The sequence below is a fragment of the Acinetobacter sp. 161(2023) genome (assembly GCF_037027805.1).
Classification (GTDB): Bacteria; Pseudomonadota; Gammaproteobacteria; order Pseudomonadales; family Moraxellaceae; genus Acinetobacter.
In genome coordinates this window covers 58,072-85,063 of record NZ_JAZEYD010000012.1, presented here as the reverse complement: position 1 = coordinate 85,063, position 26,992 = coordinate 58,072, and the positions used below count along the sequence as shown (strand labels likewise).

Sequence of the window (26,992 nt, the reverse complement as noted above, 5' to 3'; positions counted from 1 at the left end):
TATTTCAGGTTAAGTTATTATTTTTTCTAAAAGCCACTTACTTTCATTTTTAAGTCAGTTACAGAAACACCTGTAACACCAAAACTCCCCATTGAGCCATTCGGTAAATTATTAAACGTTGTTGTATTTTGGGTACCCATATTTCCTAAAGTGACATTGTTAAGTGAAGCATCAAATTTACTAGATACGCCTGTATTCCCAAAAGTTAATCCAGTTGGATCAACACCTGCATAGAAACCATCAAGTACAAAACCTGTTGAGGTATTTGTGCCCGCAAATTTAAATCCAAATGTAGCACCCGTATTATCGGACACTAAAGTAATTGGACAACCCGCAGCAGCAGAACAAATAGATTGAATTGCCCCTCCAAATTTAACCATAACGGATTGAGCAGCATGGCCAAGCTGAATATTTAAACGAGGTTTATTGGTTTGTACAAAGTTAATATCTAAATTGCCAGTAGAACGGATCAGTTCTTTTACACCCGTATTCACTGTCGTTCCCGAACTAAAAATTGATTTTGGTGCATAACTTGTTAATGCATAATCGGATGGACTAGATAAAGATGTACTAGGCGCCATATAGACTGAAAATGGTAAAAGTCGAATACCGTTTACATCACTCCCCATCGATACCGCTAAATTTAAAAAGGGATTTCCACCACCTGCATCTGTATCCATTGCAATATTAAAAGAAGGATTACTCGATACTGTAGCTTTAATAAACTCTATGCCAGGAACCGGATTAGTAGAATTTCCTGCAATGACAAAGCCAGCCTTACTATTATACGAAGTTGAAGCAATACCATTTGTATCAATCACAGCGATTTGATTAAATTGAACTTTATCGGCCTGAATACCTAAAGTTAAACCATTTTGACCCGTTGTTGCCGCAAGACTTTGGTCATCTAAAGGCTGCATTGCAAAAACACTTGAACTACTGGCAAGTAACAGCCAGCACCCTATTTTTTTATTCTTCATGTCGCTCTAATCCTTAAGAGACAAACGCTTATTATTTATTCAGACTATCAGAATAATATTCAACTACAAAGCAATTATCCCTATAACCCGACGAATGCAAATCCAATCACACTAAAATAAATTTTATATAAAAAAGTGACGATTATCGTCACTTTTATTAATTAGTTAAAAGCGCCATTTCTAGGCACAATACTAAAACTACTATTTAAGCGACCGCCAGTAATTGCAAGCTCACCTAAACGTGCACCTGCACCAGTTGATGGCGGATAGAAGTTAATATCTTTAACACGTAATGCACCGTCAATACTCTTATCTGGATTAAAATAGACCGCTGTATTTACGCCGACTTTACCTAAACCACTTGCACTGTCTTTACCCACAACTAAAGCGGTATTAAACGCAAGCTTTCCAGTAATATTATCAAAGCCAATTGCAGAACCATCGATCGGATCACTAATTTGAACCGTATTTCCAGTTGCTGTGGCAGGCATCATGAAATCGCCGAGTACAGTTAGAGCACTACCATCTGCAATTGAACTGTTTGGCACGATCGATAAGTTAAGATCTCCGCCTAAACGCAGTTTTAGACCAAATAAGACATCATTATTTCTGGCAAAGTTATCAATTGGTGAGGTACATGAACCTGTGGCTGGACAAGTTTTATATTTTGCCCCAGGTAAATACCCTGCTGCAATTTCAGTTGATAAAGCAAGTAGCATCTCTTTTAAACTAATATTAAGACTGCCATTTTCTAAACCAATGCTTCCATTGCCTTTGACGAACATATCAATGTTACGTAACCCCATATAATAATCAGTCGGGTTACCCGCATTATTGGCATTTGGAGAACCATCGATCAATAATACAGAGGTTGTTTTCGTTCCAGTCGCATCACGCCCCGTAGTTCCAGCTGCAATACCAAAACCTAAACGTGAAGTTGTTCCAGATGTCGCAACAACATTCTGAACAGGTTTACCATTAGCATCTTTTGTATAGTAATAAGCACTATTTGCAGGGGCATCTAAACCATAAACAGCAGCATTAGCATTTAAGTTATAAAAAGGTAATGCTAAGCCCCACTGGTTATTTGCACCATTGTCTGCAAACTGATTGGCAGCAGCAACATTAGCACTTGTCGTAAAACGACCGCGTCTTGAAAATGCCTGAAACTCTGCTCCACGCATTGCAAGAATTAAGCTGAATGGATTAATAACCGTATCACGGTGAATATTATGCTGATAGTCAGCAACCGTTGTTAAGGTACCGCTACCTAAACGAATTGCATTTAAGGTTGCGTTGGTTGGCATTAATAAAGTTTTTGTATCTGCAAGATTTAGATAAATATTCCCACTATCGAAATAACCACGTGTAGCAGAATTAAGTCCTGTTAAGTTACCAAATTCGAAACCATAAGCATTAAGACCTGCCCCACCAATTTCTAAAGTGGTCGCTTTACCATCTGAGCCTAGCATCGAATCATTATCTTTGGTGAATTCACCTTTCATACGAAACGCAAGACCAGAATTACCTAAAATACTATTACTTGAACTTGTACCTGAAGCTGTATTCGCAGTGCCTAAAGTTGTTGTATCCGCCGTACCGTCTAATCCACGGAGTTGAAGGTAACTATTTACCATTCGTCCGCTAGCGCCTAAACGAATCAGACCTTTAGAATTCTGTGGACTATTATTTGCGTCTAAAGCATAAGGATTAGTTTTATCAACATTAGAACTAAGCATCACCTCAATATTCAGGCCTGAATTGGTTACTTTGCCATTACTATCAACATATGTACCTGCAGTTAAACCAGAAGCTGAATCGGCTACACGGTTAAAATCCACATAACCATAGGTACTGTTTGGAGTTTGCCCTACACTAGCAATGTTTGCGCCTGTATTTGTCTGTAAAACGACACCACGGGTCGGATCTACAAACATCACTCCTTTACCAACAAAATTAAAGTTAAAGTTTCTTAAAATTAACTGGTTTAACTGACTACGAGCATCCAATTGCCCCAGATAAATATTGGCATTATTAATACCAAGCGTCATGCTTGACTGACTATTAGAGTTGAATAAACCATCTTGGGTAGTGATTGCCAAATTTAAAGGAGAAGTCGTTTGAATCGCTAATTGCCCTAAAGTTGGCGAACATGTAGCTGAACTATTACAAACTTTAAAGCTATTTACAGTAATAAGAGAAGGATTACTCTGCATAGAAAAATCTATGCCTGCTTTACCTGTGGTTGTATTACTCCCCACATCTAAACGGTAATTTGTACTTAAGGGTTGATTAGATGCATTACTTTTTTGGACTTTTACACCACTTGCTTGAGCTCTTAAGACCTGATCAGCACTTGTTGGAGTGCCTGCATGGTCATCCCAATAAGCATTATCAATATTGATTTCGTTAAACGTAGTTTGAATAGAGATTCCATCTTGTCCATTAACGGCACTCAAATCAGCATCTGTTAAAGCTTCTAAAGCATAAATTTGTCCACTCACTAACAACATGCTGGTTGCTAATGTATTTAAAATAAACTTTGAGCTGTGATTTTCTTTATTTTTTTTCATCACTTCAGTTCCTTTGAAATCTACATTAACCCTTAACAGCGAGGATGGCTACCATCACAACTAAAGACCATGACTTTTCCTTGAATAGCCAAGTTTCCGTTCATCATCAAGCCCATAAAACCAGTTTCACGTCCATAGTCATAAGCCGATGGAGTTGCAGTTGCAACTTGCTGGTTCCCACTATTAGCAGTCGCAGCATATGTCGGTTTTTTGAAATATGCATAATCATACATATTTGCGCTTGAACCTTGCGTTGTTGTTGAGCTTGTGAAGTTATCTTGTTCAATCGATAAAGCATTGAAACCAAAATTACGGAATAAAATCGGTTGAGCTGAGCTAAAACTAAGTTGGATAGCAGGCTTAATGATCTCAGTATTACTTTTATCTAAATATTTTAAATCGGCACCATCAAGCCCCATTTTCTGAATATTTAATGTGCCTTGTATACCTTTAAAAACTAACCAAAGCTTATTACCACTATCGCTATTCTCAGCCCAACCGCTTGGTTTAGTCGCATCAGCTTGCACAAACCGTTTATTAATCGCCAAGCCTAAATGACAGAACTCTACACTTTCACAGACACCGCCACTACCATTATCAAATATACCGTTACTCGTCTGGTTTAAATTGAGCATTAAAGATAAATCAGCACCTGCCTGTCCATTAATCGCCTGCAGTGCTTCATTATCTAAAGTTTGTAGCTCCGCATGAGTAACCGTTGCACAAAGAGCAAGGATTAAAGTACTAAATTTTTTCATATCATTATCCTCCTCTTATAAGCCTTTAGTGGTGAGTTTCAAATGTTGGATTAATACACCATCAATGACAGCTGAACCCATATTATTGGTAATCGCAGAACTGATCTGTGCACCCGATAACTTATAAGTGTTTAAGTCCGCATTTGGAGTAGTGGTAGACCAACGTCCATTGTTATAAGCTGCATCTGGTAGAGGTGTGCCATTTGGCACAGCAAACTGAGCCCCATTTCCTGCATCAGTTAAGGTATATCCTGTATTATTTACAGTGGGATTATAATAGGCAGTGCTATCCACATTCGCCCAGTTAGCACTTTGAGAGTCAAATTTCAAACCTGAGCCTGCATTTCCAGTCCAGCCCGTTGCTGTACGGTACTGCCACGTATCATAACAAGTACTTAAGTTCAAAAATCCACAACTATAACTACCTGCTCGACGCTCCTGATTTTGCAATTGGTAGAAGTTATTAGTTTGCGTTATAGCCGCCACAGTGCCTGTAGGTAATTTACCAAATGAAATACCAACTGCATCTTGTGTACTATTCCCTTTAAATGCCTCTAAAGTATTGTTCGAAGAATTATAAACAGTTGAACCAATTGAAATACTGCTATGCGTTGCACTAGAGCCTTGGTAAGTTTTACCACCTAACGTTACATTCGTACCACATTGATAAATATTACAAGTAGAACCTAAATAACTCGTATCAGCACCACTATAGTCTGTATAAATTTTCTTATAGATTTCTGGTTTATTCGGAATACGAGCAAGTTCTAAACTAAAGTTTTTACCATCTGAGCTTAATACCAGTGGTTGATATAAAGAACCCAAAACAAGGTTAATGTTTGGGTTATAGAGATACAAACCTTCACTCGCATCAAAAGTTGGCGCAAGCCCACCATTAATTGCAGGTGTGAGCAGATTTCCGGTATCACTCGTTTCTCTAGTACTCAAACGTAATACGTTATTCATAGCGGTATCAGTTGGCGCGGTCCATGAACCTGTTGAAGTAACGGTCGTAGTTTGACTACGAATCCGATATAACCAATCCGAGCTTGGAGAGTTATTACTTGGCGCACCCGTATATTGAGTGCTATAGCGATTTACCCACGGACCTACCGAAGACGTTGGTGTATTTGAAGTAATTGTTGCTCTTAAATTAGATGCATCGCCGCTGTTTAAACGAATAACTCCTGCTAAACCCAAAGTATTATTATAAAAAGGACTCATTCCACCAGCTGATGTTGCGCCCCCTAATGTTTGGAAAAGCTGTAAACGACTGCCATTTAAGCTAAAGTTATTCCAAACCCCTTGTAAACGAAGACGGTTTGCACGGCTTGCATCGGTACTCGTACCAATTAAGCCATTTGAGTCGCCATAATTAAATTGATCTGCTGCACCATCTATTTTATTTGGATTCCGGACAAAAATATCTGACCACAAACCTAATTTCAGTTTATAAGCATCTATACCTGCAGAATCCTTCGTTCCGACCTCATATAAAGGTGCTTCCAAAGCTAAATAAGTTACTTGGCAAGTTGGATCAGTCGCACCACTACAATTGGTCGCACTAAAGTTCGGTACTGAATTTTCTGTCGCGACTTTAAAGATCCACGGGTTAACGGCAGTACCCCAACTTGAGATTGCAGCGGTCGCATCAGTAGAAGCAATACGGGTATTTGTATCATTATCAGATTTGGAAAGCGCTAAACCATAAAGAAAAATATCTGCTTTACCAACCGCGCGGTCACCCGAATCAATCGAGCCATTTTTATTGGTATCTGCAGCTGTCATACTTAAAGGACCAACAGGTACATAATTGATATAACCTGTATCTTTCGTACGATCGCTTAATATCTGACTTGAAGTTTCATTAGCACCTGCACCCCGAAATACCATATAAGCATTCTGTGGCAAGATAGCAATACCTTCACCTGTAGTTTCGCTTAAGCCCGCATCAGAAAGTTCTTCGAGTGCGAAACTAGCTTGGCTTATACAAAGCCCGATTAAACTTGCCAAAACGGTTTTTTGAAACCTTACCGTATAATTAAGTGTAGTCATCTTGACCTTCCTGTTTTATACGATGCCGCGCACCATATTTATTTTTCTTTAACAATCCTTGATGTCAGGTGAATCTATCCTTTTCACCTTAGACGAAGGGGCAAATCCAAAAGATAATGCCAACCTTTCCACATTTCTATTATGCGGAATATTTGCACAAATGCAAAAAAAAGCATGTAAAAAATTACTTTTCCGATGAATGCAAAGCATCAACTATAACGTTCTTTTAAGATCAACAGAACTTTAAGTTTCCATAGCAGTTAGGAGCAAAACTCTGGTTTTTTAAGACTAAATTCGTCAAATTCATAGGAACATACTGACCAGATAAATCAATATTTCCTGTATTGATACTCCCTGCCAAACAAGAAATTGCGAACAAGCCGCAGTTGACTGCATTTTCATCTTTTCCTAAATATGCACTGACTTTACCTAGTGCGGCTTTAACAACATCATCGGTAATGACTACTTGTGACTGTGGGGTTACGTCACCAATATCAATTGGATTCGAAAGTTCTAACCACCACCCTGCCTGAGAAACTGACTTCGCACCTGTCCATTGTAAATTTTGCCCTTGTAAGGAAAGAGAAGCCGCCGTACCATTTAAATTGACTTTATGGAAATAGCCCAAATCTTCATTTACAGCAACATTTACACCTAAATTGTTAATCACGCCTGTTAAATTACCTGATAAAGGAATCGTTAAACCAAGATCGAGCTTCGCATCTGCTGCAATAGTTCCAGATAAATTAATACCACTTACATTAGCAGTACCTGTCAAATTTGCAGTAGTTATACGTTTTCCAGAGATGACTTGTGAGGGCAAAGTTAAGCCACCAGACGCACTACTTAAACCTAAATCATAAGCTGTAGATTTAAAATTAGCCCAAATTAAACCATCGGAACTTCGTGCTCGACCAGTAATCACAGTTCCCAAATTAGTTTGAGTTAAGCCAGAACCTGGTGAGCGAGCAAAAGTATTTACAGTTCCTCCAGTCGCTTGAGTCACCATATAACCACTAAAAGAGTTAATACCATTTTTTGTAGCCGTATTTTCCGAACCAAAAGTAAGTAAGCCTTGAATAGATTCAGCACTTAATCTCACCCCAGCCACAGAGCGAGTTGATGCACTGTTAGGATTTTTAATCGCAAACTCAATAAATGGGTTAGTTAGTTTTGCCGAAGAGCTCGCACGACCATCATTAGTATCTGAAAGACCACTTAGACTTAAGTTATCGATATCAATATCACATGCGCCCGCACCATTTGCTCCACCGCACCCAAGCTGCAATTTTTTAATGTTCGCGTTTAGTTCTAGATCAGCATCCAAGCCCAATTTATAAAAACCTACGTTACTACTGTTGTCGCGTAATTTTTCCAAATTTGCAGCATCTGTAGGTGCAATATAAGACATGCTCATCAAAGCCTGACCACGAGTTGCGGATAGTTCCGAATCTGACATAGGCACTAATGTAGAAGTAGCATAAGCTGAAGAAAAGCATAAGCTTCCGAGTGTCAAGAGCGCTACTCGAAGAGACGTAAACTGTCGCATGGCCGACCTCCGTATCCGTGGGGGCATAATCCTGTTTAATTTCTTTTTATTTGGCTTATCTGATTTTAATAAAGTTAACTACCCATTATCAAAGAGACAGCCTATATCCACTACATTTGCTTTTAAATTCTGTGATACACAACAAAAAAACAAATCAATTATTGATCATATTATATTATTTTTTACAAAAGGAAACTGTCATTTATCACTATTCCGATAAACGCACCTCGCATAAATTTTATTCATAAAATTGGGTCACCTAAGCGACCCATTATTTTAAAACTCTTCTTTATCTAAGAACAATTATGTTTTAGGAAGTGTAACGCCTGTTTGACCTTGGTATTTGCCACCACGATCTTTATAAGATGTTTCACACACTTCATCACTTTCAAAAAATAGCATTTGTGCTACCCCTTCGCCTGCATAAATACGTGCGGGTAAATTAGTCGTATTTGAAAATTCTAAAGTTACATGACCTTCCCATTCAGGTTCTAACGGGGTCACATTTACAATGATACCGCAGCGAGCATAGGTCGACTTGCCTAGACATACGGTCAACACATTACGAGGAATACGGAAATATTCAATTGTACGCGCTAAAGCAAATGAGTTTGGTGGAATAATACAAACATCAGACTCAATATCGATAAAACTTTTGTCATCAAAATTCTTTGGATCGACAATTGCAGAATGCACGTTAGTAAAAACCTTGAATTCACGGGCACAGCGTACATCATAACCATAGCTAGAGACCCCGTATGAAATCAACTTTTCACCATTTTTATCAAAACGGACTTGATTCTCTGCATAAGGTTCAATCATGCCGTGTTTTTCGCTCATCTCGCGAATCCAACGATCAGACTTAATAGCCATGTATTTTCTATCCAAAAGGTAATTTCATTGATTTCGACGTACTTTAACTTAAAAAAGCAATTATGAAAACAACGCAAAGCTACTCAAATAAATTAAGAATAGCTCAGCGACACCTTTAAAGGTTCAATAAAGCAGAATAGCTAATAGGAATTGAAAAGCTAACTAAAACAAGTGAAGCTGTTTTTTGTAAGTTAGTCTGATTTAACCACGCAACTTTCTTAGAGGCTAGAACTGATCCTAAGAAAATCCAGAATAAGGCAATTGGCGTAATAAGAGCTAAGTAAGCCATCATATGAATCAAATAAATATGAAAATCACTCCATGCAGCCACAGGAAAAATTGCTGAAGCAAAGAGCAAGGCTTTAGGATTTAATAAAGTTGCACAAAATAATTCACGAGTACGGATTGTAGGCTGATTTAATTCAACTTCTTGATTTGCCGTATGCCATAACTTAATGGCCAAGAACATAATATAGCAAGCACTCAAGAGCTTAAGAATAGGCGGCAGCAATGGCAATGTAGTGGATACTTTCCCAATCAGCATTCCCCATGCAGAAATAGAAATCACATAACCCAAAACTTCTGCTGGAATAAGTTTTACTGACTTCCGTAGTCCTACTTGCACGCCTGAAGAAGCGAGTAAAGTGTTAGTTGGACCAGGTGTAAGTAAAATTGTGGCTACTAAGCCAATAAAAAGCCATGAAATCATTGAATGACCTCACAATATAGTCATCTCAGATTAATAGATATCCTCTCGCATGGCAAAAGGTAATTGTAAGACAAAATTTTTAAAATCATTTAAAAATTTCAAATAAAAATATTAAAAACAAAAACTTATAAAATTAATATAAAAAGCGACGAAGAAAACTTTAGAGTCAGTTACTAAGCTTTGCGTACTAAATTGTATTAAGTAATATAGGTATTTTTATTTTAAATCTATTTCTGTGTCGAAAAGATCTATAATAAGTTGTCACCGCAGTAAGTTTAATTTTTAAGCTTTCAATAAGTTTCAATTAATATATTGTTTTTTTGTGTTTATATGAGTCTCCGCGCTCTACTATACTATGATTATGGCAAAGCAATTTTTTCAATCTTGGCTTCCCTCACCCGAGAAAGTTTCAAATATGAAATTTCTAAGGATTTTTGGTAAAAGAACCCTTAATCCTGTGCTTTGGTATGTCAATCGGAAATCAATTACCCGAGCTGTTTTTGTTGGAACTTTTTTTGGCTTACTACCTATTCCATTTCACAGCGTATTTATTGTGATGGCGGTCTTACTATTCGAAGTGAATTTGCCGATTAGTCTAATGCTTGCTTGGCTCAGCAACCCACTTACATTAGTTCCCATTTTGTATACTGGTTTTTGGTTTGGTGCACATATTTACCACGTACATATGATCAATAAAAAGATGCTTTTAGGAGTACTGCATCAGATTTCCCGCTGGATTACTCATTTCGGACATGGGCACATTGATTTTAGTCTTGCTAAAATTTTAATGTCAGGCCTTATTGTTGAAGCCTTTGTATTTGCAATCATATTATATATTGTGACTGAAATTTTTTGGCGCTGGATGGTTATCCGAAATTGGAAAAGCAGAGCTGGTTATAAAAAACAAGAAGAGGCTCTGTAAGAATCCATCTTCTTGCCTATATTTAAATTATTATTTTGGTAGTTTTGATTTCATATATTCTTCAGCCACATTAAGTACATATTCTTGGCAGGCTTCTCCCGTACCAGCGTCATACGTTCCATTATTCGTAATATTATTAGATAAGATTCGAATTCCTAGAAAAGGAACATTCAACTGACTTGCAATTTGTGCAACAGATGCAGCTTCCATTTCTTCAACAGAAGTTCCATAACGCTGATGGAAAAATTGAATACGATCAAGTTCATTATTCCAGACATCTGCTGAACCAATCGTTCCTTCAACTACCTCGCCTTTATCATAACGGACTTTATGCGCCGCCATTAATAATTCTTTATCCCCTTCAAATTTGCGTATTGCAATCGGTTCCGGATCGGACTCATCTGTTGGCAAAACATCAAAAGCTTCAACCCATGTAAGTGAATTTGACCCAGCACCCAATGGCTGTTTAGGAGTTCTAAATGCACCAATATTGGTCGCATATTTTCCTAAAACAATATCGTAAACGTGTAGATCTGGATCGTGCCCACCTGCTGTTCCCTGATTAATGATCGCAATCGGTTTATAACGCTCGATAGCTAAAGCAGTTGCCGCAGCTGAGTTACTCATCCCCATACGGGTTTTAGAAATAATCATTGGATAACCGTTATAGGTACCCTTCCAGAAGGTCCAGCTATTTCCTATAGTTTCAACTGTCACATTCTGCAATTTAGCAGCCATGTGTGCTGACTCTACTGGCAAAGCACCCTGAATAATAATCGGCTGTAATTTCTGTTTTTGTTCCTGCACTGTTGGTGTTTGTGAAACAGAAGAGTCGTCATTATTGCATCCGACTAAAAATAAGGCGCTACATAAACTGATTACGCCAAAAGCACATTTAAATTGCATTTTTTACCCTTTCTTTTTAAAAAGTGTAAAGTAGCAATCTACATGCCATTTTCAAGTTTAGCTTTGTTATTATAATTCAGTAATTTAATTTTTTATTTTAACCAGATAATAAAAAACCCGACTTAAAGTCGGGCTCTAATAAGTTAAAAAATCCGCTTGTCATCACGTGTACGTTGAGGAATTTTTTCAATTTGTTCCCACATAACTTTAGCAATATCAATATAACTATCAGCTGCATCATCCATTGCTACAACACTTGGTTTACCCTGATCAGCATGCTCACGGATCTGAGCGTTTAAAGGTAAGCGACCTAACAATGGAATGTGGTACTGTTCAGAGAGCTTATCACCGCCACCAATACCAAAAATTTGTTCTTCATGACCACAGTTAGAGCAAATATGGGTCGACATGTTCTCAACAACACCTAATACCGGAATGCCAACTTTATTAAATAACTCAATCCCTTTAGTGGCATCTAGTAAGGCAACATTTTGCGGTGTAGTCACAATAATTGAACCAGTCACTGGAATACGCTGTGCAAGCGTGAGTTGAATATCACCAGTACCCGGCGGCATATCAATCATGAGTACATCTAGATCAGGCCAAAGCGTTTGATTAAACAATTGCATTAAAGCACCCGTTGCCTTTGGCCCACGCCACGCGACAGGTGTGTTGTTATCACCAGTTAAATGTCCAATCGATAAAACTGCCATTCCATAGGCATCTAAAGGCACGAAATTTTCACTTTCTATAAGAGGTGTTTTGCCTGCATTGCCTAGCATTGTTGGAATACTTGGACCATAGATGTCAGCATCCAGCACTCCAACTTTAAGCCCCATTTTTTGCAAGGCAAGCGCTAAATTGACAGTAGTTGTCGATTTACCAACGCCACCCTTACCAGATGAAACTAAAATAACATGCTTAATGCGCGGATGAAGTGGAACATCTCTTTGTTGTGGAGCAGCTTTTTGAATAGGGGGATTATTCGGATCCGGTTCTGATTTAGGTGAAGCATCTAGCACAGGCGGTAAATTTGAACTTTCTTGTGCAGGGCGCTTCTGTTGCACCACATGCAGGTTTAGTTCTTCAATACCACACTTTTCTAAAGCACCCGCCAAATCATCATGAATTTGTTGCAAGTGCTCTTTTTCATCAGGAAAGGTATTAATGGTGAGTTGTAATACTCGAGCTTGAACTTGAAGCTGGCTAATGCGCTCTTTTAAAGCATCTTTTGAATGCGGTAGTAAATAATTTTGGAGTACGGTTTGGATTTCATCTTCTTTCACTTCTTGTGCGGGTGAAAAAACAGACTTCAATGAAGAAAGCCAAGACATATTGTTTACTCCAAAAACAGATCATTACAGCTTAATGGAGATAGTGTAACAGTATTGGTCCGCACTCGCTCACCTTGGGATGAATAATTACTCACTTCCAATATCATCTTTTAGGTGAGGAGTGCAGATTTTAGTTTAGATCAGCTTATTCAGCAGAATCATGGTTTTTCAATTTATTTAACTTATCAGTTGCTGTTTTCTTTAACTCGTCAAATTTTGCTGTTGCTTGAGTTTTTAACTCATCAAATTTTGTTGCAGCCTCATCTTTTAGCTCCGCTGCCTTAGCTTTGGCATCGTCAAGTTTATGGCTTGCCTCAGTACGTAAATGATCGAACTTGTCTTGCAGAGTGTGCTGAGCATCTTCAAGTTTGCCTTTCAAATCACTTGCTTTATCTTCAACGGCCTCTTTACCAGCAGCTTGTTTCTCTTTTACATTTTCCTTTAAATCATCCAAAGCTTTTTCGCCTTGAGCTTTTGCATCTGCCGCTTTTGCCTTTAATTCGTCTACTGTATTTTCAACAGCTTCTTTACCCGCAGCTTGTTTAGCTTTTACGGTTTCTTTTAAATCATCCAAAGCTTTTTCGCCTTGTACTTTTGCATCTGCTGCTTTTGCCTTTAAATCATCTAATTTATTTTCAGTAGTCATCGTTGTTATCCTCGTAGTTAATTAAAAAATTACCTGAATAAGTTATTAGTTATACATCGTTATGGCTTGTTTTCTGACCGTAACTGCAATTTGAAACAAAGACAATACAGGAAGATTCAAATATTTTTCGATTTGTTTATCTGTTCTAAAGAGAAATAACTTCGCAATTAAAACCGATTTTTACAAATACTCATTGTTACCCAACAAAGATTATTATCCTTCCACTTAAGCTTAGCTCTCGCCTTACGCTCGGGCAAAGATTATTAATCTTTGCTTATTCCACCACTCAAGCTTAGCTCTCGTCTTGCAGTCGGACAAAGCGTTGCTTTGTTTTTCCTCGCTCATCAGTTAAAATCTTCCACCTTATAAATACGAATGAGAGAATGAAATCCGTGCGTAAAATTTTAGTCACTAATGCCCTTCCTTACGCTAATGGTCCAATTCATATGGGTCATTTACTCGGTTACATCCAGGCAGATATCTGGGTTCGTGCCATGCGGGCAATGGGTCATGATGTGACTTATGTATGTGCGGATGATGCTCATGGTACTGCCATCATGCTACGTGCTGAGGCAAACGGTATTAGCCCAGAAGAGCAAATTGCGAATGTTCAAAAAGAACATATCCGTGATTTTGATGGCTTCGGTGTACATTTCGATCACTATGATTCAACTCATAGCGATGCCAATAAAGCACGTTCAACAGATATTTATATTAAAAACCGTGAAGCTGGAAATATTGCAGTTCGTCCTGTAACTCAATTATTTGACCCAGAAAAAGGCATGTTCTTGTCTGACCGTTTCATTAAGGGTACATGTCCGAAATGTAAGTCAGAAGACCAATACGGCGACTCATGTGAAGTTTGCGGTACAACTTATAATGCAACTGAGTTACTGAACCCGCGTTCAACGTTAAGCGGCGCAACACCAGTTGAAAAATCTTCAGATCACTATTTCTTTAAACTACCGAACTTTGCTGAGTATTTACAGAAATGGACCCGTGATGAAGGTCGCTTACCTGTTTCAATTGCAAATAAACTCGATGAATGGTTTGAATCGGGTTTAGCAGATTGGGATATTTCTCGTGACGCGCCATATTTTGGTTTTGAAATTCCAGATGCACCAAATAAATACTTCTATGTTTGGGTAGATGCACCGATCGGTTATATGTCGAGTTTTGAAAACTACATCAAAACTAAACGTCCAGATTTAAACTTTGATGATTTCTGGAAAAAAGACAGTCAAAATGATGTTTACCATTTTATTGGTAAAGACATTGTTTATTTCCATGCATTGTTCTGGCCTGCAATGTTAGATGGTGCAAACTATCGCACTCCAACAGGCTTATTTGTGAACGGTTTCTTGACTGTGAACGGACAAAAAATGTCTAAGTCTCGCGGTACTTTTATTAAAGCAGAGACTTATTTACAGCATTTGAATCCAGAATATTTACGTTACTACTTTGCATCTAAACTTTCAGATAAAGTTGAAGACTCTGATTTAAACCTTGATGATTTTATTCAAAAAGTAAATTCTGACTTAGTCGGTAAAGTCGTCAATATTGCTAGCCGTTGCGCTAAATTTATCAACAGTAACTTTAACAATACTTTATCTGCTGAATGCGCAGAACCTAAATTGGTACAAAGCTTTATTGATGCAGGCGATTCAATCGCTAGCGCATATGAAGCACGTGAATTCTCAATGGCTATTCGTGAAATTATGGCGCTTGCTGACCGTGCAAACCAATATATTGACGAGAAAAAACCTTGGGCTCTTGCTAAACAAGAAGGTCAAGAACAACAAGTTCTTGATGTATGCTCGGTTGGTATCAACTTATTCCGTCAATTAGCAGTGTACTTAGCTCCGGTTCTTCCAACTTTGGCTGAGCAAGTTCAATGTTTCTTAAAACTTGAAAGCTTTAATTTCGAGTCACGTAAACAAATTCTTGTAAGCCATGAAATTGCGCAGTTCCAACCGCTCATGCAACGTGTTGATCCAAAAGCTGTTGCTGCAATGGTGGATGCATCTAAAGAGTCTTTAGGTACTCCTGCTCCAGAAGCAACTAAAGCGACGGCGAAAAAGGACAAAGCTGCCGAGAAAAAAGCGGCTCCTGTTCCAGCAGTTGGTGAAGCAGAAATCATTGGTATTGAAGACTTCTTAAAGGTTGACTTACGTGTTGCTCAGATCGTTGAAGCAGGCACTGTTGAAGGTTCAGATAAATTACTTCAGCTTACTTTAGACGTTGGTGAAGCTGAAACACGTAATGTATTCAGTGGTATTCGTAGCCAATATGCTCCAGAAGATTTAAAAGGCAAACTGGTAGTCATGGTTGCTAATCTTGCACCACGAAAAATGCGTTTTGGTATTTCAAACGGAATGGTACTTGCTGCTGGAAATGGTGAAGGTATTTTCATTATTTCTCCAGATACAGGCGCAAAACCAGGCGATAAAGTTTCTTAATCAGCCTTAATAAAAAAGCTTCCTAAATTGGAAGCTTTTTTATTTTAGAAATATCAAAACTGAGTGAATCAAAGTATTAAATAAATTTAGAAAGCGAATGCTTTCAAATTATGACCACGGCCACCCTTCACAAGGGTTATTAAATAAAACATGTATGTTTCCTAACTCCTCATTTGTTAAATAACCATTCTTATTTTCATCTAAATAATGAAATAGCTCTGTTTGCTTGTTTTCACCTTGGAAACGTTTATCGCTCGGCTAGCTGTAAGAATAGAAATCTTCAACACGTTGAAATTCTTTTAGGCTGTACATCCCATCATGATTTAAATCATATTTTCCTGAAAAATCTCCCAATCCAATGAAGCAGGTTCACATGCATTTACCATATTCAAAATTCAGTAAGTCGCACATCCTGCAAGTAACTTAATAGTTGGATTGTTCATGATTATTCGCTTGTACATCGGAAATTTTGTAATCCTTTTCATGAACTGGAGTACCAACAATACTCATGCTCCGCTCATTTTCTGGCGGTTGCTTGCTCATCGTTCTCATCTCACATCCTGTAGTTAAGATGAGAAAAACTACAGAAATGCTCACCATTAGTTTTTTCATAACGTGATCCTCATTTCTTTTGTTTTATTTATTAAGTTACCACTTTTAAAGTGTTTAAGTGCTAAAAAAGATATTTCAATTTGTATATATTTTACTCAAAAATAAAGCCAAACTATAAATAGCTGGCTTAGGATTTTTTAGATATTTTAATTAAAGAGTTATTATTTGAAGAAAATTAACTTTAAACCCAATAGACTCACAATGCTTCCAGCAACTCGGTCAACGCCAGTTTTTGCTTTTAAGTACATTGTTCTAGGCTTCTCTGAAGATAACAGCATTGCCACACATGAGTACCAACCAGCATCAATCATAAAACAAATCACTGGTAATGCGACGTAGTAATAATTTGGGATTTCTTTTGGCAACAAAGCAGTAAATACACTCGCTAGAACGACTGCAATTTTCGGATTACTTAACTGAGTAATCAAACCATATCGATATGCCTGTTTATAAGTCATTTTCGATTTTGCATCGTTTTCAACTGCAATTGGTTCTTTGGCATGTTTAATAATTTTAAAAGCAAGCCATAGTAAATAAAGCCCACCACCGATTTTTAAAATCAAATATGCAGAAGGCACTGCCAATAAAACTGCTTGTAACCCCATAACAGCTAATAGGCCAAACAGAGCTGCGCCTGTACCCGTCCCCAAAGCTGTAAACAAACCATGTTTACGTGATTTAGAAATTGAATTTTGCGCTACATAAATAAAGCTTGGCCCAGGGCTTATTGCTCCAAGCATCAATGCCATCGCAATTGAAAAAAGAGGAATAAGGGACTCAAACATTGTATTGACCTAGCATCACGCAATTGCGCGGTATTCTAACAGCTTTTTATGACGCATATAAAAATGCAGAAGATATAAATGATGAAAATTGAATTTTCATGTTTTTACAATTTATATCTTCACAACGGACAAAAATGTCCGTTAAATATATAACCTTTAAAACTCCCCAATCGATGACATGAGTAAACGTCAAAAAATTGCTGCCCATAATCGGGATGAATTACTCAATGCAGCCGAAGAATGTTTTCGTATTCATGGCATTAATGTTCCATTACAAGTTGTGATTGACCACGCTGGTGTCGGCAGAGCAACGTTTTATCGTAACTTTGGTGATCGCAAAGCTTTAATTAGCGCGCTTTTAGAGCATGCGATTACACAGTTAGAGCAAAAAGCAGCTCATTTTCAACAATTCGAGGATGGTTTATTTCGTTTAATTGAAGGACATATTGGGCAACTTCCTAAACTCGCAATTTTGCAAGATTTTTGGAGAGTCATTGATCGACAAGACCCAATTATGTTAAAAATTTATGAACGGCGAAATAATGCACTTAACCCACTGATTGAAAATGCGATAGAACAAAAATTGTGCCGAGCTGATTTCACTGCTGATGACTATGCAATGGTCACTGCAATGTTGGGTTCTTCATTTCAAGGACATGAGCCAGAAGAACAGACTCGCTTAGCAAAACGAGCAATTGAATTACTATTTCATGGTATTCAAATACAAAAATTCGAGGGATAGAATGAGTAAAACGCCTCGTTATTTAGAAACACCACCTGACTGGACACCAGAAGAGCAACCGACTCTACCTGGTTCACCAGCTGCTATTGCGCATTCTATACCTAAGCGGTTTATTTACTTTTTTATCGGTTTATTCATCGCGCTATCGGCGAGCTTAAGTAATGGTTTTATTACGGCAAATTTACCTTTAATTCAAGGTGAATATGGACTAACTCCATCTGAAGCTGCTTGGCTCCCTGCGGCCTATGTGATGGCAAATGTCAGCTCAAATCTGATTTTATTTAAAGCCAGACAGCAATATGGCTTGAGAGTATTTTCAGAAATAGGGCTTGTCATTTTTATTGCCGTGCTGGTCTTACATATTTTTGTACACACCTATGAAATGGCCCTATTCGCTCGGGTGGTGGCTGGTTTAGCTGGCGCACCACTGAGCTCATTAGGTATGTATTACACCATGCAAGCCTTTAAAAAAGCAGACATGGCAAAAGGAATATATATCGCCTTTGGCTTTCAACAACTTGGCGTACCGTTGGCTTGGATTATTTCTCCATTTCTTGTCAGTACAGACAGTTGGTCTGTTCTTTACACCTTTGAGCTCGGTTTAGCACTTTGTTGTTTAGCCATGGTCGTTTCATTGAAATTACCACGTAGCTTAAGAATTTATGTTTTTGAGAAGCAAGATTTCTTCACCTTTGCTTTACTGGCTCCAGGTTTTGCCTGCTTGTGTATTGTGCTGACGCAAGGTCCAATTTTATGGTGGTTTAATAGCGAATGGCTTGCCTATATATTAATCGCAGGTTTTAGCTTAGTTGTTTTAGGTTTGCTCTATGAGCACTATCGTGCCAATCCATTAATTATGACGCGTTGGCTAGGCGCCTCTTCGACCCTACGTTTCATTTTTGGTGCTTTTGCAATACGTCTTTTAATGTCTGAACAAAGCTATGCTGCTGTTAACTTCTTAAAAACAATGGGAATGGGACCTGATCAATTTGTTCCACTCTATGTTGTGATATTCATAGGAATTTTAAGCGGAACACTTTTTAGTGCACTTACTTTTTCACGCGAACGAATTATCTTCCACTTACTTTTTGCAGAATTTTTGATTCTGGTCGCCTGTGGACTAGATTATCACTTAACCAGTGATGTCCGACCTGTGAACTTCTTTGCAAGTCAATTCTTAGTGGGTTTTGCTGGTGGTCTGTTTATTGGTCCATTACTTCTTATTGGCTTTGCACAAACACTTGCTAAGGGCCCATCTTATGTAGTGACCTTTATCGTATTATTTTCTGCTACCCAAACTTTCGGTGGTCTGGTCGGGTCATCTTTCTTTTCGACCTATCAACAACATCGGACACAAAACTATCAGGCAGAGATTATTAAAGATTTAGAACAAGCAGACCCATTAGTTGCTCAAAGGCTCTCTACCTATCAACGCAGTGCATCAATCACGACTACTGACCCAGCATTACAAACAGCCCAATCTGTGCGCTCACTTAATCAAGTGGTCACGCGTGAAGCTCAAGTGCGCGCCTACAATGATGTTATTGCTTTAAATGGTATTTTTGCTGTCGCACTGCTTTTATGGGGTGGATTTAATATTGCACGTAGCAAATATCTACAACGCAGAGGAATTAGCCGTCCTTAATGGCTTTCGTATTTGATGAAATAGAAATTGAGATTGATATATGTCAGATGATCAAAACAAACCAGAACAAACACCTGCTCAGGCACCTGCCAACGAGCCAACACCTGCACCTGCACCTGCACCTGCACCTGCACCTGCACCTGCAAGTAAACTGATTCCGACAGAACGCTCAACGCTGTTATGGATGTTCGGTGTTCTTATTGTCGGTATTTTAGTAATTCTATGGGCATGGAGAATCGGACCTTTTGCGACGAGTGTTCAGCAAACTGACAATAGTTATGTCAAAGGTAAAACCACAATTTTATCGTCACAAATTAATGGCTACGTTAAAGATGTAGTCGTTAAAGACTTTGACCACGTTAAAAAGGGTCAAGTGTTAATGCATATTGATGCGACCACTTACGACCAAAAAGTAACCCAAGCAGCTTCTGGCGTTGAACAAGCTAAAAATACGTTAGCCAATCAAACTCAGTCCATTGCCCAAAAACAAGCAGACATTGTGGCGGCACAAGCCAAAGTAGATCAAGCAAGAGCTCAATACGAACTTTCTTTAGCACAGCTTAAGCGCTATCAACAGCTAGGAAATAGTGGCGCAGCTTCTAAATCTGAGCAAGATAAAGCGGCAGCAGATGCTGAAAATAACCTTGCAGCGCTTAAACAGGCAGAAGCAAATGTGCTAGTTGCAAATGAAGCACTTAAAACAGCACAAGTTGCAGAAGCTGGCTTAGAAGCACAAGTTTCAAGTGCCAAGGCTCAATTAGACCAAGCACAAACCACCAAAGACTATAGCGTTATTGTTGCCCCGATGGATGGCCAACTTGGTGAAGTTAACCCTCGTGTTGGGCAATATGTAGCAGCAGGTTCGCAGTTACTCTACCTGATTCCACAGCAGACTTGGGTAATTGCCAATTTCAAAGAAACTCAAATTGCCAATATGCGAATTGGTCAGAAGGCGTGGTTTACAGTCGATGCGATGAATCACAAAAAATTTACAGGACATGTTGAGCAGATCTCACCTGCTGCGGGTTCCGAGTTTAGTGTGTTAAAACCTGACAATGCAACAGGAAACTTTACCAAAGTTGTTCAACGGATTGCCGTGCGTATTACTATTGATCCAAATCAGGAAGGAATGGAACACTTACGCCCTGGCATGTCAGTGGTTACTTCTGTCGATACAAATTCGTAAACAGCTTTTTAAAGTTCTATTTAAAAAGTTACAATGTGATCAATCATTATTTTCTCAATTTCTAATGTTTGATCACATTGCTCAATCGGTTCCTTATCAACATATTCAAATCCCCTATCCCTTGCATCTCGACATTAAGCGGTTAGATTTAATTCACCCCCAAATCTCGGGGAATAAATTTTTCAAACTAAAATACAATCTGCTTGCAGCAAAGCAACAAGGGTTATCGCGGGTTTTGACTTTTGGTGGGGCTTATTCAAATCACATTGCAGCAACTGCCTATGCAGCTCATCTTTTTGGCTTTAAAAGTGTAGGTATTATTCGTGGGGAAGAATTAGCCACCCAGCCTCTTAACCCAACCTTGGTAAAAGCTCAAAGTTTAGCAATGCATCTACATTTTGTCTCGCGCACTGAATATCGCTTGAGAGATGATGCAAACTATCTTCAACAATTACACAATCAATTTCCTGAAACTTTCATTATTCCTGAAGGCGGTTCTAATCAGCTAGCCGTGCAAGGTTGTCAGGAAATTCTCAGTCAAAGCGATTTGCAAAACTATGATGTCATTTGCTGTGCAGTCGGAACTGGTGGGACTATTTCAGGGCTGATTGAACGAAGCGCACTGCATCAAAAGGTTCTAGGATTTTCAGCATTAAAAGGCAACTTTCTACAACAAGATATTATGCAGTGGACTAAAAAACAGAATTGGGCACTGACAGATGCCTACTGCTGTGGGGGGTATGCAAAAACCTCACCTGAGTTATTGGCATTTATAGAAAATTTCGAAGAACAATACGCTGTACCCCTTGAACCGATCTATACGGGAAAAATGATGTTCGGTTTGTTTGACCTTATCAAAAACAATTACTTTCCTGAAGGAACACGTATTCTGGTAATTCATTCTGGTGGATTACAGGCAGATATAAGAAATAAATCACATCAATAACTTACTCGTTTTTAGGTTGCATTGTTCACTGCCTTGATAAATGTCTTTAGCATGACTAAGGCCCGGCATGATAGTATATGCCCCTTTTAAATTTTCAAGATTAATCGAGAATCTCTTATGTCTAACAGCCATGTCGATGTCATTGTCTTAGGTGCAGGTGCTTCTGGACTCATGTTGGCTGCACATGCTGCTAAGCGCGGGCGCTCGGTTTTAATTTTAGAAAAAGCCAATAAAATTGGTAAAAAAATTTTAATGTCAGGTGGCGGTAAGTGTAACTTTACCAATCTGTATGTCGAACCTGATAACTATATTTCTCATAATCCACACTTCGTTATTTCTGCCTTGTCACGCTATAGCAACTGGGACTTTATTGGCTTGGTGTGTGATTATAAAATTGCCTATGAAGAACGTAAACATGGGCAATTATTTACGCTAAACGGCGCTAAAGAAATTTTAGAAATGCTTGTGAGTGAGTGTAATAAAACTAAAAATGTAGATATTCAAACCCATTGCGAAGTTGGCCAAATTACACCCTTAGAGAAAGGTGGGTTTTCACTAAACACCAATCAAGGACATTACACTTGTGATTCTGTAGTGATTGCTACTGGGGGCTTATCGATTCCAACATTAGGCGGTTCTGGTTTTGGCTATGAACTGGCACAAAAATTTGGACATCAGGTTTTTCCAACTCGTGCAGGTCTAGTTCCATTTACTTTTTCAGATCACATTAAAGAAGTCACTACACGCTTAAGTGGTAATGCTTTGGATGTAACGTTAAGCAACTCAAAAAATAGCTTTACTGAAGCGTTATTATTTACCCACCGTGGCTTAAGTGGCCCAAGTTCTTTGCAGCTTTCAAACTATTGGAACTCAGGAGAAAGTTTTAAAATTGACTTCTTCCCTAGTCAAGATTTAGCGACCTATTTAAAAGATAAAAAGAAAGCACAGCCGAAAGTTTTATTACGTACCCTTCTTAATGAATTTACTGCGAAAAGTATTATCCAAGAGTTACAACAACTCATCTGGTCAGAGCAAAGCGAAATAGCGATTGGCAATATCAGTGATGCACAGCTAGATCATATTGCAGAGCAGTTACATGGCTTTGCAGTTAAACCGTCTGGAACAGAAGGATATCGTACCGCGGAAGTTACTTTAGGCGGAATAGATACAACAGAAGTATCTTCTAAGACCATGGAAAGTAAAAAGCAGAAAGGACTGTTTTTTGTTGGAGAAGTGCTCGATGTCACTGGCCATTTAGGGGGCTACAACTTCCAGTGGGCGTGGTCTTCTGCCTATGCTGCTGCGCAATACGTATAAGCTAATTTGATTTTTTTGAACTATTTGATGCAGTCTCGGCATCTCTTGGCTGAGAAGTTGCCTGTTTTGATGTCTCAGACTTACTAAATACAAATTTATAAGCACTTGCTAAAAAACCCACCGTAATTCCGGCAATGACAATCGGTGCTAAAAAACGACCTGGTTTCTTCATCGTATTTTCCTCACTTATTTGTTTTTATAACGGCTAAAAAAGAACGACCACTCAATATAGAGTGGTCGAACTTATCACAAAAATCAAAGATTTTTTGTACTGTTTATCTGAAATTTAATTTAACTCCCTTAAATTTCATCATTTTCGCCTGTAGAACCAAACGGTTTATTTACAGGAGGGTGCGCTGGGTTCACCTGTACAGAATCCGCTGGTTTTGCATCAGATGGAGCTACTGATGGTGGAGTTGTTGGCGTAGTTGTAGCTGGAGCCGCACTACTCGTACTAGAAGGTGGTTGATAAAGAGGATTTGGTTGATTCGCTTCTTTTTTCGCTTTATCGAGCAAATCTGTTAAAAGTCGTTCTGCTGGTTGGCGGCCACCTAAACCGAATGCAAGAGCGAAAGCTACTGCAACTGCGCCTAGAGTCAAACCAAATGCAAGATTAACAATTGAATCTGCAATACCCATCGCTCTTAAACCAAGCGCAAGTACCAAACCAATAATTAAGACACGAACTAAACTACCCAACCAACGCGAGCTATTATATTCACCACGTTGAACCACATTTGCCACAACGTTTGCTAGCCAGAATCCAATCACTAAAATTACAGCACCCAATAGAATGTTTGCACCGAAATGGATAAACATTGCAATTAGACCACTGATTTGGTCGAAACCAAGACGACCCGCTGCTTCAGATACTGCAAAAAGCATGGTAAAGAATACGATTAGGCAACCGACAGCACTAGAAACTTTAGTTTGACCTAAAAAGCGTTGCACATCTAATTTGGCAGGAATTTCATCAACCCCAGTTCCAGCAATTAACTCTGCTACCAAACGCCCAACAAAACGAGAAACAATATAAGCAACCAGTAAAATTAAACCAGCCGCAATAATATTTGGAATTGCTTGTAAGACTTCATTCAGCATTGCTGTTGCTGGCTGAGAAATTGTCTGAATGCCTAAAGCTTCGAACGCGACAATCAATGTAGTAATGATGATGATGGCAAAAACAAATGAACCTAAGAATTTGCCAACATTCGAGCTTTTGAAAAGACCAATTTTTTCCGCTTGAGCCTGTACACCTAAGCTATTAATTAGACCTTCAACAATACCACGTACAATTTTTGCCAAGATATAACCAACAAAAACAATAACGCCAGCAATAAAGATATTAGGCAAGAAGGCAATTGCCTCATTTACCATATTCTGAACTGGAATAAGTAAGCCTGTTAATCCTAATATTGAAAGAACAATCGGAAGGAAAAGTAACAATACAAGCCAGTAAAGAATTTCACCAATATTTTGACTAATTCCCCCTACGCCTACTTCACTACTGAGTTTGTCATCAAGTTGCGTTCTCGAGAGCACATTGGTAATTCCTGCCCGCACCAGTCGAGCAACGATCCAACCAATGAAACCCACCACCACAGCAGCAATAATATTTGGAATATAGACGAGGACCTGATTCACCATATTGCTGAACGGGCCACTCACTCCACTAATGTTGAGCACATTTAGAGCAGCGACAACAGCAAGAATCAGAATAAACCAGAATATGACTTTGGAGACGAGGCCTTCTATATTTGGAGCACGTCCTGTAGCCGAAGATAATTTGGCATTGGTATTTAATTTTTGCAGAAGTTTTTTTACACCTGCCGCAACCAATAAAGCGATTATCCAGCCCACCAGTAAGATGACAATTGCAGCTAAAATAGGATGAAACTGATCCCAGTAATACATCGCGTCAAACTGAGCGCCGCGAGGCCCATTAAAAAATTCATTCATATTGTTATGTCCTCAATTGTTATGTTCTTTTCAGTGTTATCAATAAATGAAAAACACCAGTTCGTTGTAAAAAATGACGATAAATGCGGTCTATGTCACCTTATGTTTTGAATATTTTTCAATCAACAGACTTCTGCATAAATACAACAAATTGATGCAAAAGATTGCAAAAAAAGCCTTTAGGTCACATCCCAAAGGCTTTCTATCGCGATATACTGCTGGGCTTACTATCCTTTGTAAGTTTTCAAATCAGAAGCACCCATCATGACATGTGGTGTGGTCTCATTTTGAAAAGCTCCCTCTTTTTTAGGAGTTGGGTTGTGGTCAGCAACCATATAGACAATAAGTGCAAGAAGAAAAAGCCCAACAATAACTAAAATATAAACTGGCAATCTTCTTTTTTTCGCAGTTTCTTCAGGACTCGTCACATGAGGTGGTTTTGAAAAGTCATGCATCTTCTTTCCCCTCTTCTATTATCATTAACTTTATATTCATCATAGCAATTTGCTTTGTTGCATTGTGTGAAAAAGCATTATGCTAAGGTGTCTGAGGTTGCAAAACTCCACTATTTAAAATAATAAAAATAGTATAAAATTTGCACACATTAATTTAGATGATTAAAAATAATTTCTAGTTTTTTATGAACTTCGTCTATGTCCCATTTGTAATACAATATGTTTTAGCGCTTACTTTTTAGAAAATAGGCTATAATAAGCCCCCATGTTTTAAAGCTACTCTATTTTATGATGTATCGTCAGCAAAACGTAACTCTTGATCTCGACACTGACGTCACACATCAATGTTATATACACCAGACTAGAGACGAACATCTCATTGGTATTATTGAATTTAATAAACCAAGTTATGAACTCAAATGGGGTGATCTAGAGTATTTTCGTCGTCGCACTGAAGAATTTTCAGTCATGCCATTTCCTGACTGCATTAACGCCATGATTGTTGATATTCGTAATATCAATATTTTTCTGGACAATGAAGTTCCAATTTTACCTTGGCGTTTACTTGAAGAAGACTGCCCTGTTCGCTTAGTTGTTCCTCAAGACCGTTTAGAACATTATGCAGGCCTTTTTGAACCGACTTGGCTTTCAAGCGATGTAGACAGTGCAATTTCCGAAATTCGTGAATTTATGGATATGTTTGTCCATTAATAAACATATCCATAAAAATAATTTTAAAGTTCTTTTAATTGTCGTTTGTTACCAGTAATTTTCTACTGCAATATTTCCTTCACCTCGACGATTCATCGTCAAAACACGGCGTTTTAAAGCCTCTTTCGTGTCATCAACCATTTGTGGGTTGCCACAAAGCATGACATGACTTGTTGTAGAGCTCAGTTCTATACCAGCAACTTTTTCTAACTCACCGTTTTCAATCAAAACCGGTAAACGGTCATGTAACTGTGCCGATGGGTCACGAGTGATAATTGAAATAAATTTAAAACCGACGTGCCCTTCTCCAAAAGTTTCAGCAATCTCTTGAATACGATCAACATAAGCTAACTCGGCTGCGGTACGTACACTGTAAACCAAATTGATCTTTTGATATTTCGACCATGTATCGAAGTCTTGTAGCATCGACAAAAACGGGGCTAAACCCGTACCCGTTGCTAACAACCATAAATCATGCGGTAAAGGCTGTTGATAGCGAGCTAAAGTCAAATAACCATAAGGTATTTTTTCTAAATAAAGCTCATCTCCTACCTTCAAATGTTGAAGATTAGAAGTAAATGCACCATCAGGCACCACAATCGAGAAAAATTCTAGCGTTTCATCAAATGGAGAAGACACCACCGAATAGGCACGAACAACAAGTTCTTCCCTAACTTTCAGTCCAATACGTGCAAATTGCCCAGCAGTAAATTTGAAATGTGCAGGGCGAGTCATGGTGAAACTAAAAAGAGTTGGGGTCCAGCGGTGTACAGATAAGACTTTTTCTACGCTAAATTTTTCAATTGACATGATTTCAACGTGGCATGAAATAGTGCGCTCATGTTAGCATGACAGTCGAAATAATGAATA

Annotated in this window: 24 protein-coding genes and 1 pseudogene; 8 read left to right on the top strand and 17 right to left on the bottom strand. The window is 38.5% G+C overall.

Features of this window, described 5'->3' with window-relative positions:
- Positions 1 to 26: 26 nt before the first annotated feature.
- The 7 genes from WA249_RS12940 to WA249_RS12910 all read right to left on the bottom strand — a co-directional run bounded on the left by WA249_RS12940 (position 27) and on the right by WA249_RS12910 (position 9,497).
- On the bottom strand, positions 27 to 980 hold the full coding sequence (locus WA249_RS12940) for a DUF6160 family protein (protein ID WP_336169252.1): 954 nt from the start codon (positions 978 to 980) through the stop codon (positions 27 to 29).
- 161 nt (positions 981 to 1,141) lie between these two features.
- Positions 1,142 to 3,553: a DUF6160 family protein gene (locus WA249_RS12935; protein WP_336169251.1), complete on the bottom strand. Its 2,412-nt coding sequence runs from the start codon at positions 3,551 to 3,553 to the stop codon at positions 1,142 to 1,144.
- A 32-nt stretch (positions 3,554 to 3,585) separates the two neighbouring features.
- Entirely contained in the window at positions 3,586 to 4,311 is a 726-nt protein-coding gene (locus tag WA249_RS12930) for a DUF6160 family protein (protein WP_336169249.1), read from the bottom strand.
- Positions 4,312 to 4,326: 15 nt separating this feature from the next.
- Positions 4,327 to 6,366 carry a hypothetical protein gene (locus WA249_RS12925; protein WP_336169247.1) on the bottom strand — a complete coding sequence of 680 codons (2,040 nt, stop codon included), beginning with the start codon at positions 6,364 to 6,366 and terminating at the stop codon, positions 4,327 to 4,329.
- A gap of 232 nt (positions 6,367 to 6,598) precedes the next feature.
- Complete coding sequence (locus WA249_RS12920) at positions 6,599 to 7,915, bottom strand: hypothetical protein (RefSeq protein ID WP_336169245.1); 1,317 nt, start codon at positions 7,913 to 7,915, stop codon at positions 6,599 to 6,601.
- A gap of 303 nt (positions 7,916 to 8,218) precedes the next feature.
- Positions 8,219 to 8,788 carry a dCTP deaminase gene (dcd, locus tag WA249_RS12915; protein ID WP_002120290.1) on the bottom strand — a complete coding sequence of 190 codons (570 nt, stop codon included), beginning with the start codon at positions 8,786 to 8,788 and terminating at the stop codon, positions 8,219 to 8,221.
- A 115-nt stretch (positions 8,789 to 8,903) separates the two neighbouring features.
- Positions 8,904 to 9,497 (bottom strand): LysE family translocator, encoded by a 594-nt coding sequence (locus WA249_RS12910; protein ID WP_336169244.1) that lies wholly within the window; start codon positions 9,495 to 9,497, stop codon positions 8,904 to 8,906.
- Positions 9,498 to 9,852: 355 nt separating this feature from the next.
- On the opposite strand from WA249_RS12910, the gene WA249_RS12905 reads away from it, so the two are divergent.
- Positions 9,853 to 10,419 (top strand): DUF2062 domain-containing protein, encoded by a 567-nt coding sequence (locus WA249_RS12905; protein WP_336169243.1) that lies wholly within the window; start codon positions 9,853 to 9,855, stop codon positions 10,417 to 10,419.
- Between the two features lie 30 nt (positions 10,420 to 10,449).
- Here the strand turns inward: WA249_RS12905 and WA249_RS12900 are convergent, their stop codons facing one another.
- The 3 genes from WA249_RS12900 to WA249_RS12890 all read right to left on the bottom strand — a co-directional run bounded on the left by WA249_RS12900 (position 10,450) and on the right by WA249_RS12890 (position 13,305).
- Positions 10,450 to 11,325, bottom strand: a complete 876-nt coding sequence (locus WA249_RS12900; RefSeq protein WP_336169242.1) for a 5'-methylthioadenosine/S-adenosylhomocysteine nucleosidase — start codon at positions 11,323 to 11,325, stop codon at positions 10,450 to 10,452.
- A gap of 143 nt (positions 11,326 to 11,468) precedes the next feature.
- On the bottom strand, positions 11,469 to 12,659 hold the full coding sequence (gene apbC / locus WA249_RS12895) for an iron-sulfur cluster carrier protein ApbC (RefSeq protein ID WP_336169241.1): 1,191 nt from the start codon (positions 12,657 to 12,659) through the stop codon (positions 11,469 to 11,471).
- A gap of 145 nt (positions 12,660 to 12,804) precedes the next feature.
- Complete coding sequence (locus WA249_RS12890) at positions 12,805 to 13,305, bottom strand: hypothetical protein (protein WP_336169239.1); 501 nt, start codon at positions 13,303 to 13,305, stop codon at positions 12,805 to 12,807.
- Between the two features lie 392 nt (positions 13,306 to 13,697).
- On the opposite strand from WA249_RS12890, the gene metG reads away from it, so the two are divergent.
- Complete coding sequence (gene metG, locus WA249_RS12885; RefSeq protein ID WP_336169349.1) at positions 13,698 to 15,764, top strand: methionine--tRNA ligase; 2,067 nt, start codon at positions 13,698 to 13,700, stop codon at positions 15,762 to 15,764.
- A gap of 108 nt (positions 15,765 to 15,872) precedes the next feature.
- On the opposite strand, the pseudogene WA249_RS12880 reads toward metG, so the two are convergent.
- The 3 genes and pseudogenes from WA249_RS12880 to WA249_RS12870 all read right to left on the bottom strand — a co-directional run bounded on the left by WA249_RS12880 (position 15,873) and on the right by WA249_RS12870 (position 17,161).
- Positions 15,873 to 16,150 (bottom strand): annotated as a pseudogene (locus WA249_RS12880) (calcium-binding protein).
- A gap of 37 nt (positions 16,151 to 16,187) precedes the next feature.
- A complete protein-coding gene (locus tag WA249_RS12875; protein ID WP_336169236.1) occupies positions 16,188 to 16,376 on the bottom strand; it encodes an NF038215 family lipoprotein in 189 nt (62 codons plus the stop codon).
- 161 nt (positions 16,377 to 16,537) lie between these two features.
- Positions 16,538 to 17,161, bottom strand: a complete 624-nt coding sequence (locus WA249_RS12870) for a LysE family translocator (protein WP_016139116.1) — start codon at positions 17,159 to 17,161, stop codon at positions 16,538 to 16,540.
- Between the two features lie 178 nt (positions 17,162 to 17,339).
- On the opposite strand from WA249_RS12870, the gene WA249_RS12865 reads away from it, so the two are divergent.
- From WA249_RS12865 to WA249_RS12845, 5 genes are all read left to right on the top strand, one after another.
- Positions 17,340 to 17,903 (top strand): TetR/AcrR family transcriptional regulator, encoded by a 564-nt coding sequence (locus WA249_RS12865; protein WP_336169234.1) that lies wholly within the window; start codon positions 17,340 to 17,342, stop codon positions 17,901 to 17,903.
- A gap of 1 nt (position 17,904) precedes the next feature.
- A complete protein-coding gene (locus tag WA249_RS12860; RefSeq protein ID WP_336169233.1) occupies positions 17,905 to 19,548 on the top strand; it encodes an MFS transporter in 1,644 nt (547 codons plus the stop codon).
- A 40-nt stretch (positions 19,549 to 19,588) separates the two neighbouring features.
- Positions 19,589 to 20,734, top strand: a complete 1,146-nt coding sequence (locus WA249_RS12855; RefSeq protein ID WP_336169232.1) for an HlyD family secretion protein — start codon at positions 19,589 to 19,591, stop codon at positions 20,732 to 20,734.
- A 64-nt stretch (positions 20,735 to 20,798) separates the two neighbouring features.
- Positions 20,799 to 21,680, top strand: coding sequence for a 1-aminocyclopropane-1-carboxylate deaminase/D-cysteine desulfhydrase (locus tag WA249_RS12850; RefSeq protein ID WP_336169231.1), 882 nt, complete (start codon positions 20,799 to 20,801; stop codon positions 21,678 to 21,680).
- A gap of 117 nt (positions 21,681 to 21,797) precedes the next feature.
- Positions 21,798 to 22,997 (top strand): NAD(P)/FAD-dependent oxidoreductase, encoded by a 1,200-nt coding sequence (locus WA249_RS12845; protein WP_336169229.1) that lies wholly within the window; start codon positions 21,798 to 21,800, stop codon positions 22,995 to 22,997.
- Between the two features lies 1 nt (position 22,998).
- Here WA249_RS12845 and WA249_RS12840 read toward each other — a convergent pair whose 3' ends face one another.
- The 3 genes from WA249_RS12840 to WA249_RS12830 all read right to left on the bottom strand — a co-directional run bounded on the left by WA249_RS12840 (position 22,999) and on the right by WA249_RS12830 (position 25,411).
- Positions 22,999 to 23,169, bottom strand: coding sequence for a hypothetical protein (locus tag WA249_RS12840; protein ID WP_336169227.1), 171 nt, complete (start codon positions 23,167 to 23,169; stop codon positions 22,999 to 23,001).
- 128 nt (positions 23,170 to 23,297) lie between these two features.
- Positions 23,298 to 24,956 carry a mechanosensitive ion channel gene (locus WA249_RS12835; RefSeq protein ID WP_336169225.1) on the bottom strand — a complete coding sequence of 553 codons (1,659 nt, stop codon included), beginning with the start codon at positions 24,954 to 24,956 and terminating at the stop codon, positions 23,298 to 23,300.
- A 227-nt stretch (positions 24,957 to 25,183) separates the two neighbouring features.
- On the bottom strand, positions 25,184 to 25,411 hold the full coding sequence (locus WA249_RS12830; protein ID WP_336169223.1) for a hypothetical protein: 228 nt from the start codon (positions 25,409 to 25,411) through the stop codon (positions 25,184 to 25,186).
- A gap of 291 nt (positions 25,412 to 25,702) precedes the next feature.
- Between WA249_RS12830 and WA249_RS12825 the strand changes: the two genes are divergently transcribed.
- Positions 25,703 to 26,122: a hypothetical protein gene (locus tag WA249_RS12825; protein ID WP_171056780.1), complete on the top strand. Its 420-nt coding sequence runs from the start codon at positions 25,703 to 25,705 to the stop codon at positions 26,120 to 26,122.
- A gap of 48 nt (positions 26,123 to 26,170) precedes the next feature.
- Here WA249_RS12825 and WA249_RS12820 read toward each other — a convergent pair whose 3' ends face one another.
- Positions 26,171 to 26,932, bottom strand: a complete 762-nt coding sequence (locus WA249_RS12820) for a ferredoxin--NADP reductase (protein ID WP_336169221.1) — start codon at positions 26,930 to 26,932, stop codon at positions 26,171 to 26,173.
- Between the last annotated feature and the right edge of the window lie 60 nt (positions 26,933 to 26,992).

What these genes read in the sequence shown, in the direction of transcription:
- WA249_RS12910 (WP_336169244.1), bottom strand. Translation starts at nt 9,497, where the DNA reads ATGATTTCATGGCTTTTTATTGGCTTAGTAGCCACAATTTTACTTACA.
- WA249_RS12890 (WP_336169239.1), bottom strand. Translation starts at nt 13,305, where the DNA reads ATGACTACTGAAAATAAATTAGATGATTTAAAGGCAAAAGCAGCAGAT.
- WA249_RS12940 (WP_336169252.1), bottom strand. Translation starts at nt 980, where the DNA reads ATGAAGAATAAAAAAATAGGGTGCTGGCTGTTACTTGCCAGTAGTTCA.
- WA249_RS12875 (WP_336169236.1), bottom strand. Translation starts at nt 16,376, where the DNA reads ATGAAAAAACTAATGGTGAGCATTTCTGTAGTTTTTCTCATCTTAACT.
- WA249_RS12845 (WP_336169229.1), top strand. Translation starts at nt 21,798, where the DNA reads ATGTCTAACAGCCATGTCGATGTCATTGTCTTAGGTGCAGGTGCTTCT.
- WA249_RS12930 (WP_336169249.1), bottom strand. Translation starts at nt 4,311, where the DNA reads ATGAAAAAATTTAGTACTTTAATCCTTGCTCTTTGTGCAACGGTTACT.
- WA249_RS12870 (WP_016139116.1), bottom strand. Translation starts at nt 17,161, where the DNA reads ATGTTTGAGTCCCTTATTCCTCTTTTTTCAATTGCGATGGCATTGATG.
- WA249_RS12900 (WP_336169242.1), bottom strand. Translation starts at nt 11,325, where the DNA reads ATGCAATTTAAATGTGCTTTTGGCGTAATCAGTTTATGTAGCGCCTTA.
- WA249_RS12855 (WP_336169232.1), top strand. Translation starts at nt 19,589, where the DNA reads ATGTCAGATGATCAAAACAAACCAGAACAAACACCTGCTCAGGCACCT.
- WA249_RS12825 (WP_171056780.1), top strand. Translation starts at nt 25,703, where the DNA reads ATGTATCGTCAGCAAAACGTAACTCTTGATCTCGACACTGACGTCACA.
- apbC (WP_336169241.1), bottom strand. Translation starts at nt 12,659, where the DNA reads ATGTCTTGGCTTTCTTCATTGAAGTCTGTTTTTTCACCCGCACAAGAA.
- WA249_RS12925 (WP_336169247.1), bottom strand. Translation starts at nt 6,366, where the DNA reads ATGACTACACTTAATTATACGGTAAGGTTTCAAAAAACCGTTTTGGCA.
- WA249_RS12820 (WP_336169221.1), bottom strand. Translation starts at nt 26,932, where the DNA reads ATGTCAATTGAAAAATTTAGCGTAGAAAAAGTCTTATCTGTACACCGC.
- WA249_RS12830 (WP_336169223.1), bottom strand. Translation starts at nt 25,411, where the DNA reads ATGCATGACTTTTCAAAACCACCTCATGTGACGAGTCCTGAAGAAACT.
- WA249_RS12935 (WP_336169251.1), bottom strand. Translation starts at nt 3,553, where the DNA reads ATGAAAAAAAATAAAGAAAATCACAGCTCAAAGTTTATTTTAAATACA.
- WA249_RS12835 (WP_336169225.1), bottom strand. Translation starts at nt 24,956, where the DNA reads ATGAATGAATTTTTTAATGGGCCTCGCGGCGCTCAGTTTGACGCGATG.
- WA249_RS12840 (WP_336169227.1), bottom strand. Translation starts at nt 23,169, where the DNA reads ATGAAGAAACCAGGTCGTTTTTTAGCACCGATTGTCATTGCCGGAATT.
- WA249_RS12860 (WP_336169233.1), top strand. Translation starts at nt 17,905, where the DNA reads ATGAGTAAAACGCCTCGTTATTTAGAAACACCACCTGACTGGACACCA.
- WA249_RS12850 (WP_336169231.1), top strand. Translation starts at nt 20,799, where the DNA reads ATGTTTGATCACATTGCTCAATCGGTTCCTTATCAACATATTCAAATC.
- WA249_RS12920 (WP_336169245.1), bottom strand. Translation starts at nt 7,915, where the DNA reads ATGCGACAGTTTACGTCTCTTCGAGTAGCGCTCTTGACACTCGGAAGC.
- dcd (WP_002120290.1), bottom strand. Translation starts at nt 8,788, where the DNA reads ATGGCTATTAAGTCTGATCGTTGGATTCGCGAGATGAGCGAAAAACAC.
- WA249_RS12905 (WP_336169243.1), top strand. Translation starts at nt 9,853, where the DNA reads ATGATTATGGCAAAGCAATTTTTTCAATCTTGGCTTCCCTCACCCGAG.
- WA249_RS12865 (WP_336169234.1), top strand. Translation starts at nt 17,340, where the DNA reads ATGAGTAAACGTCAAAAAATTGCTGCCCATAATCGGGATGAATTACTC.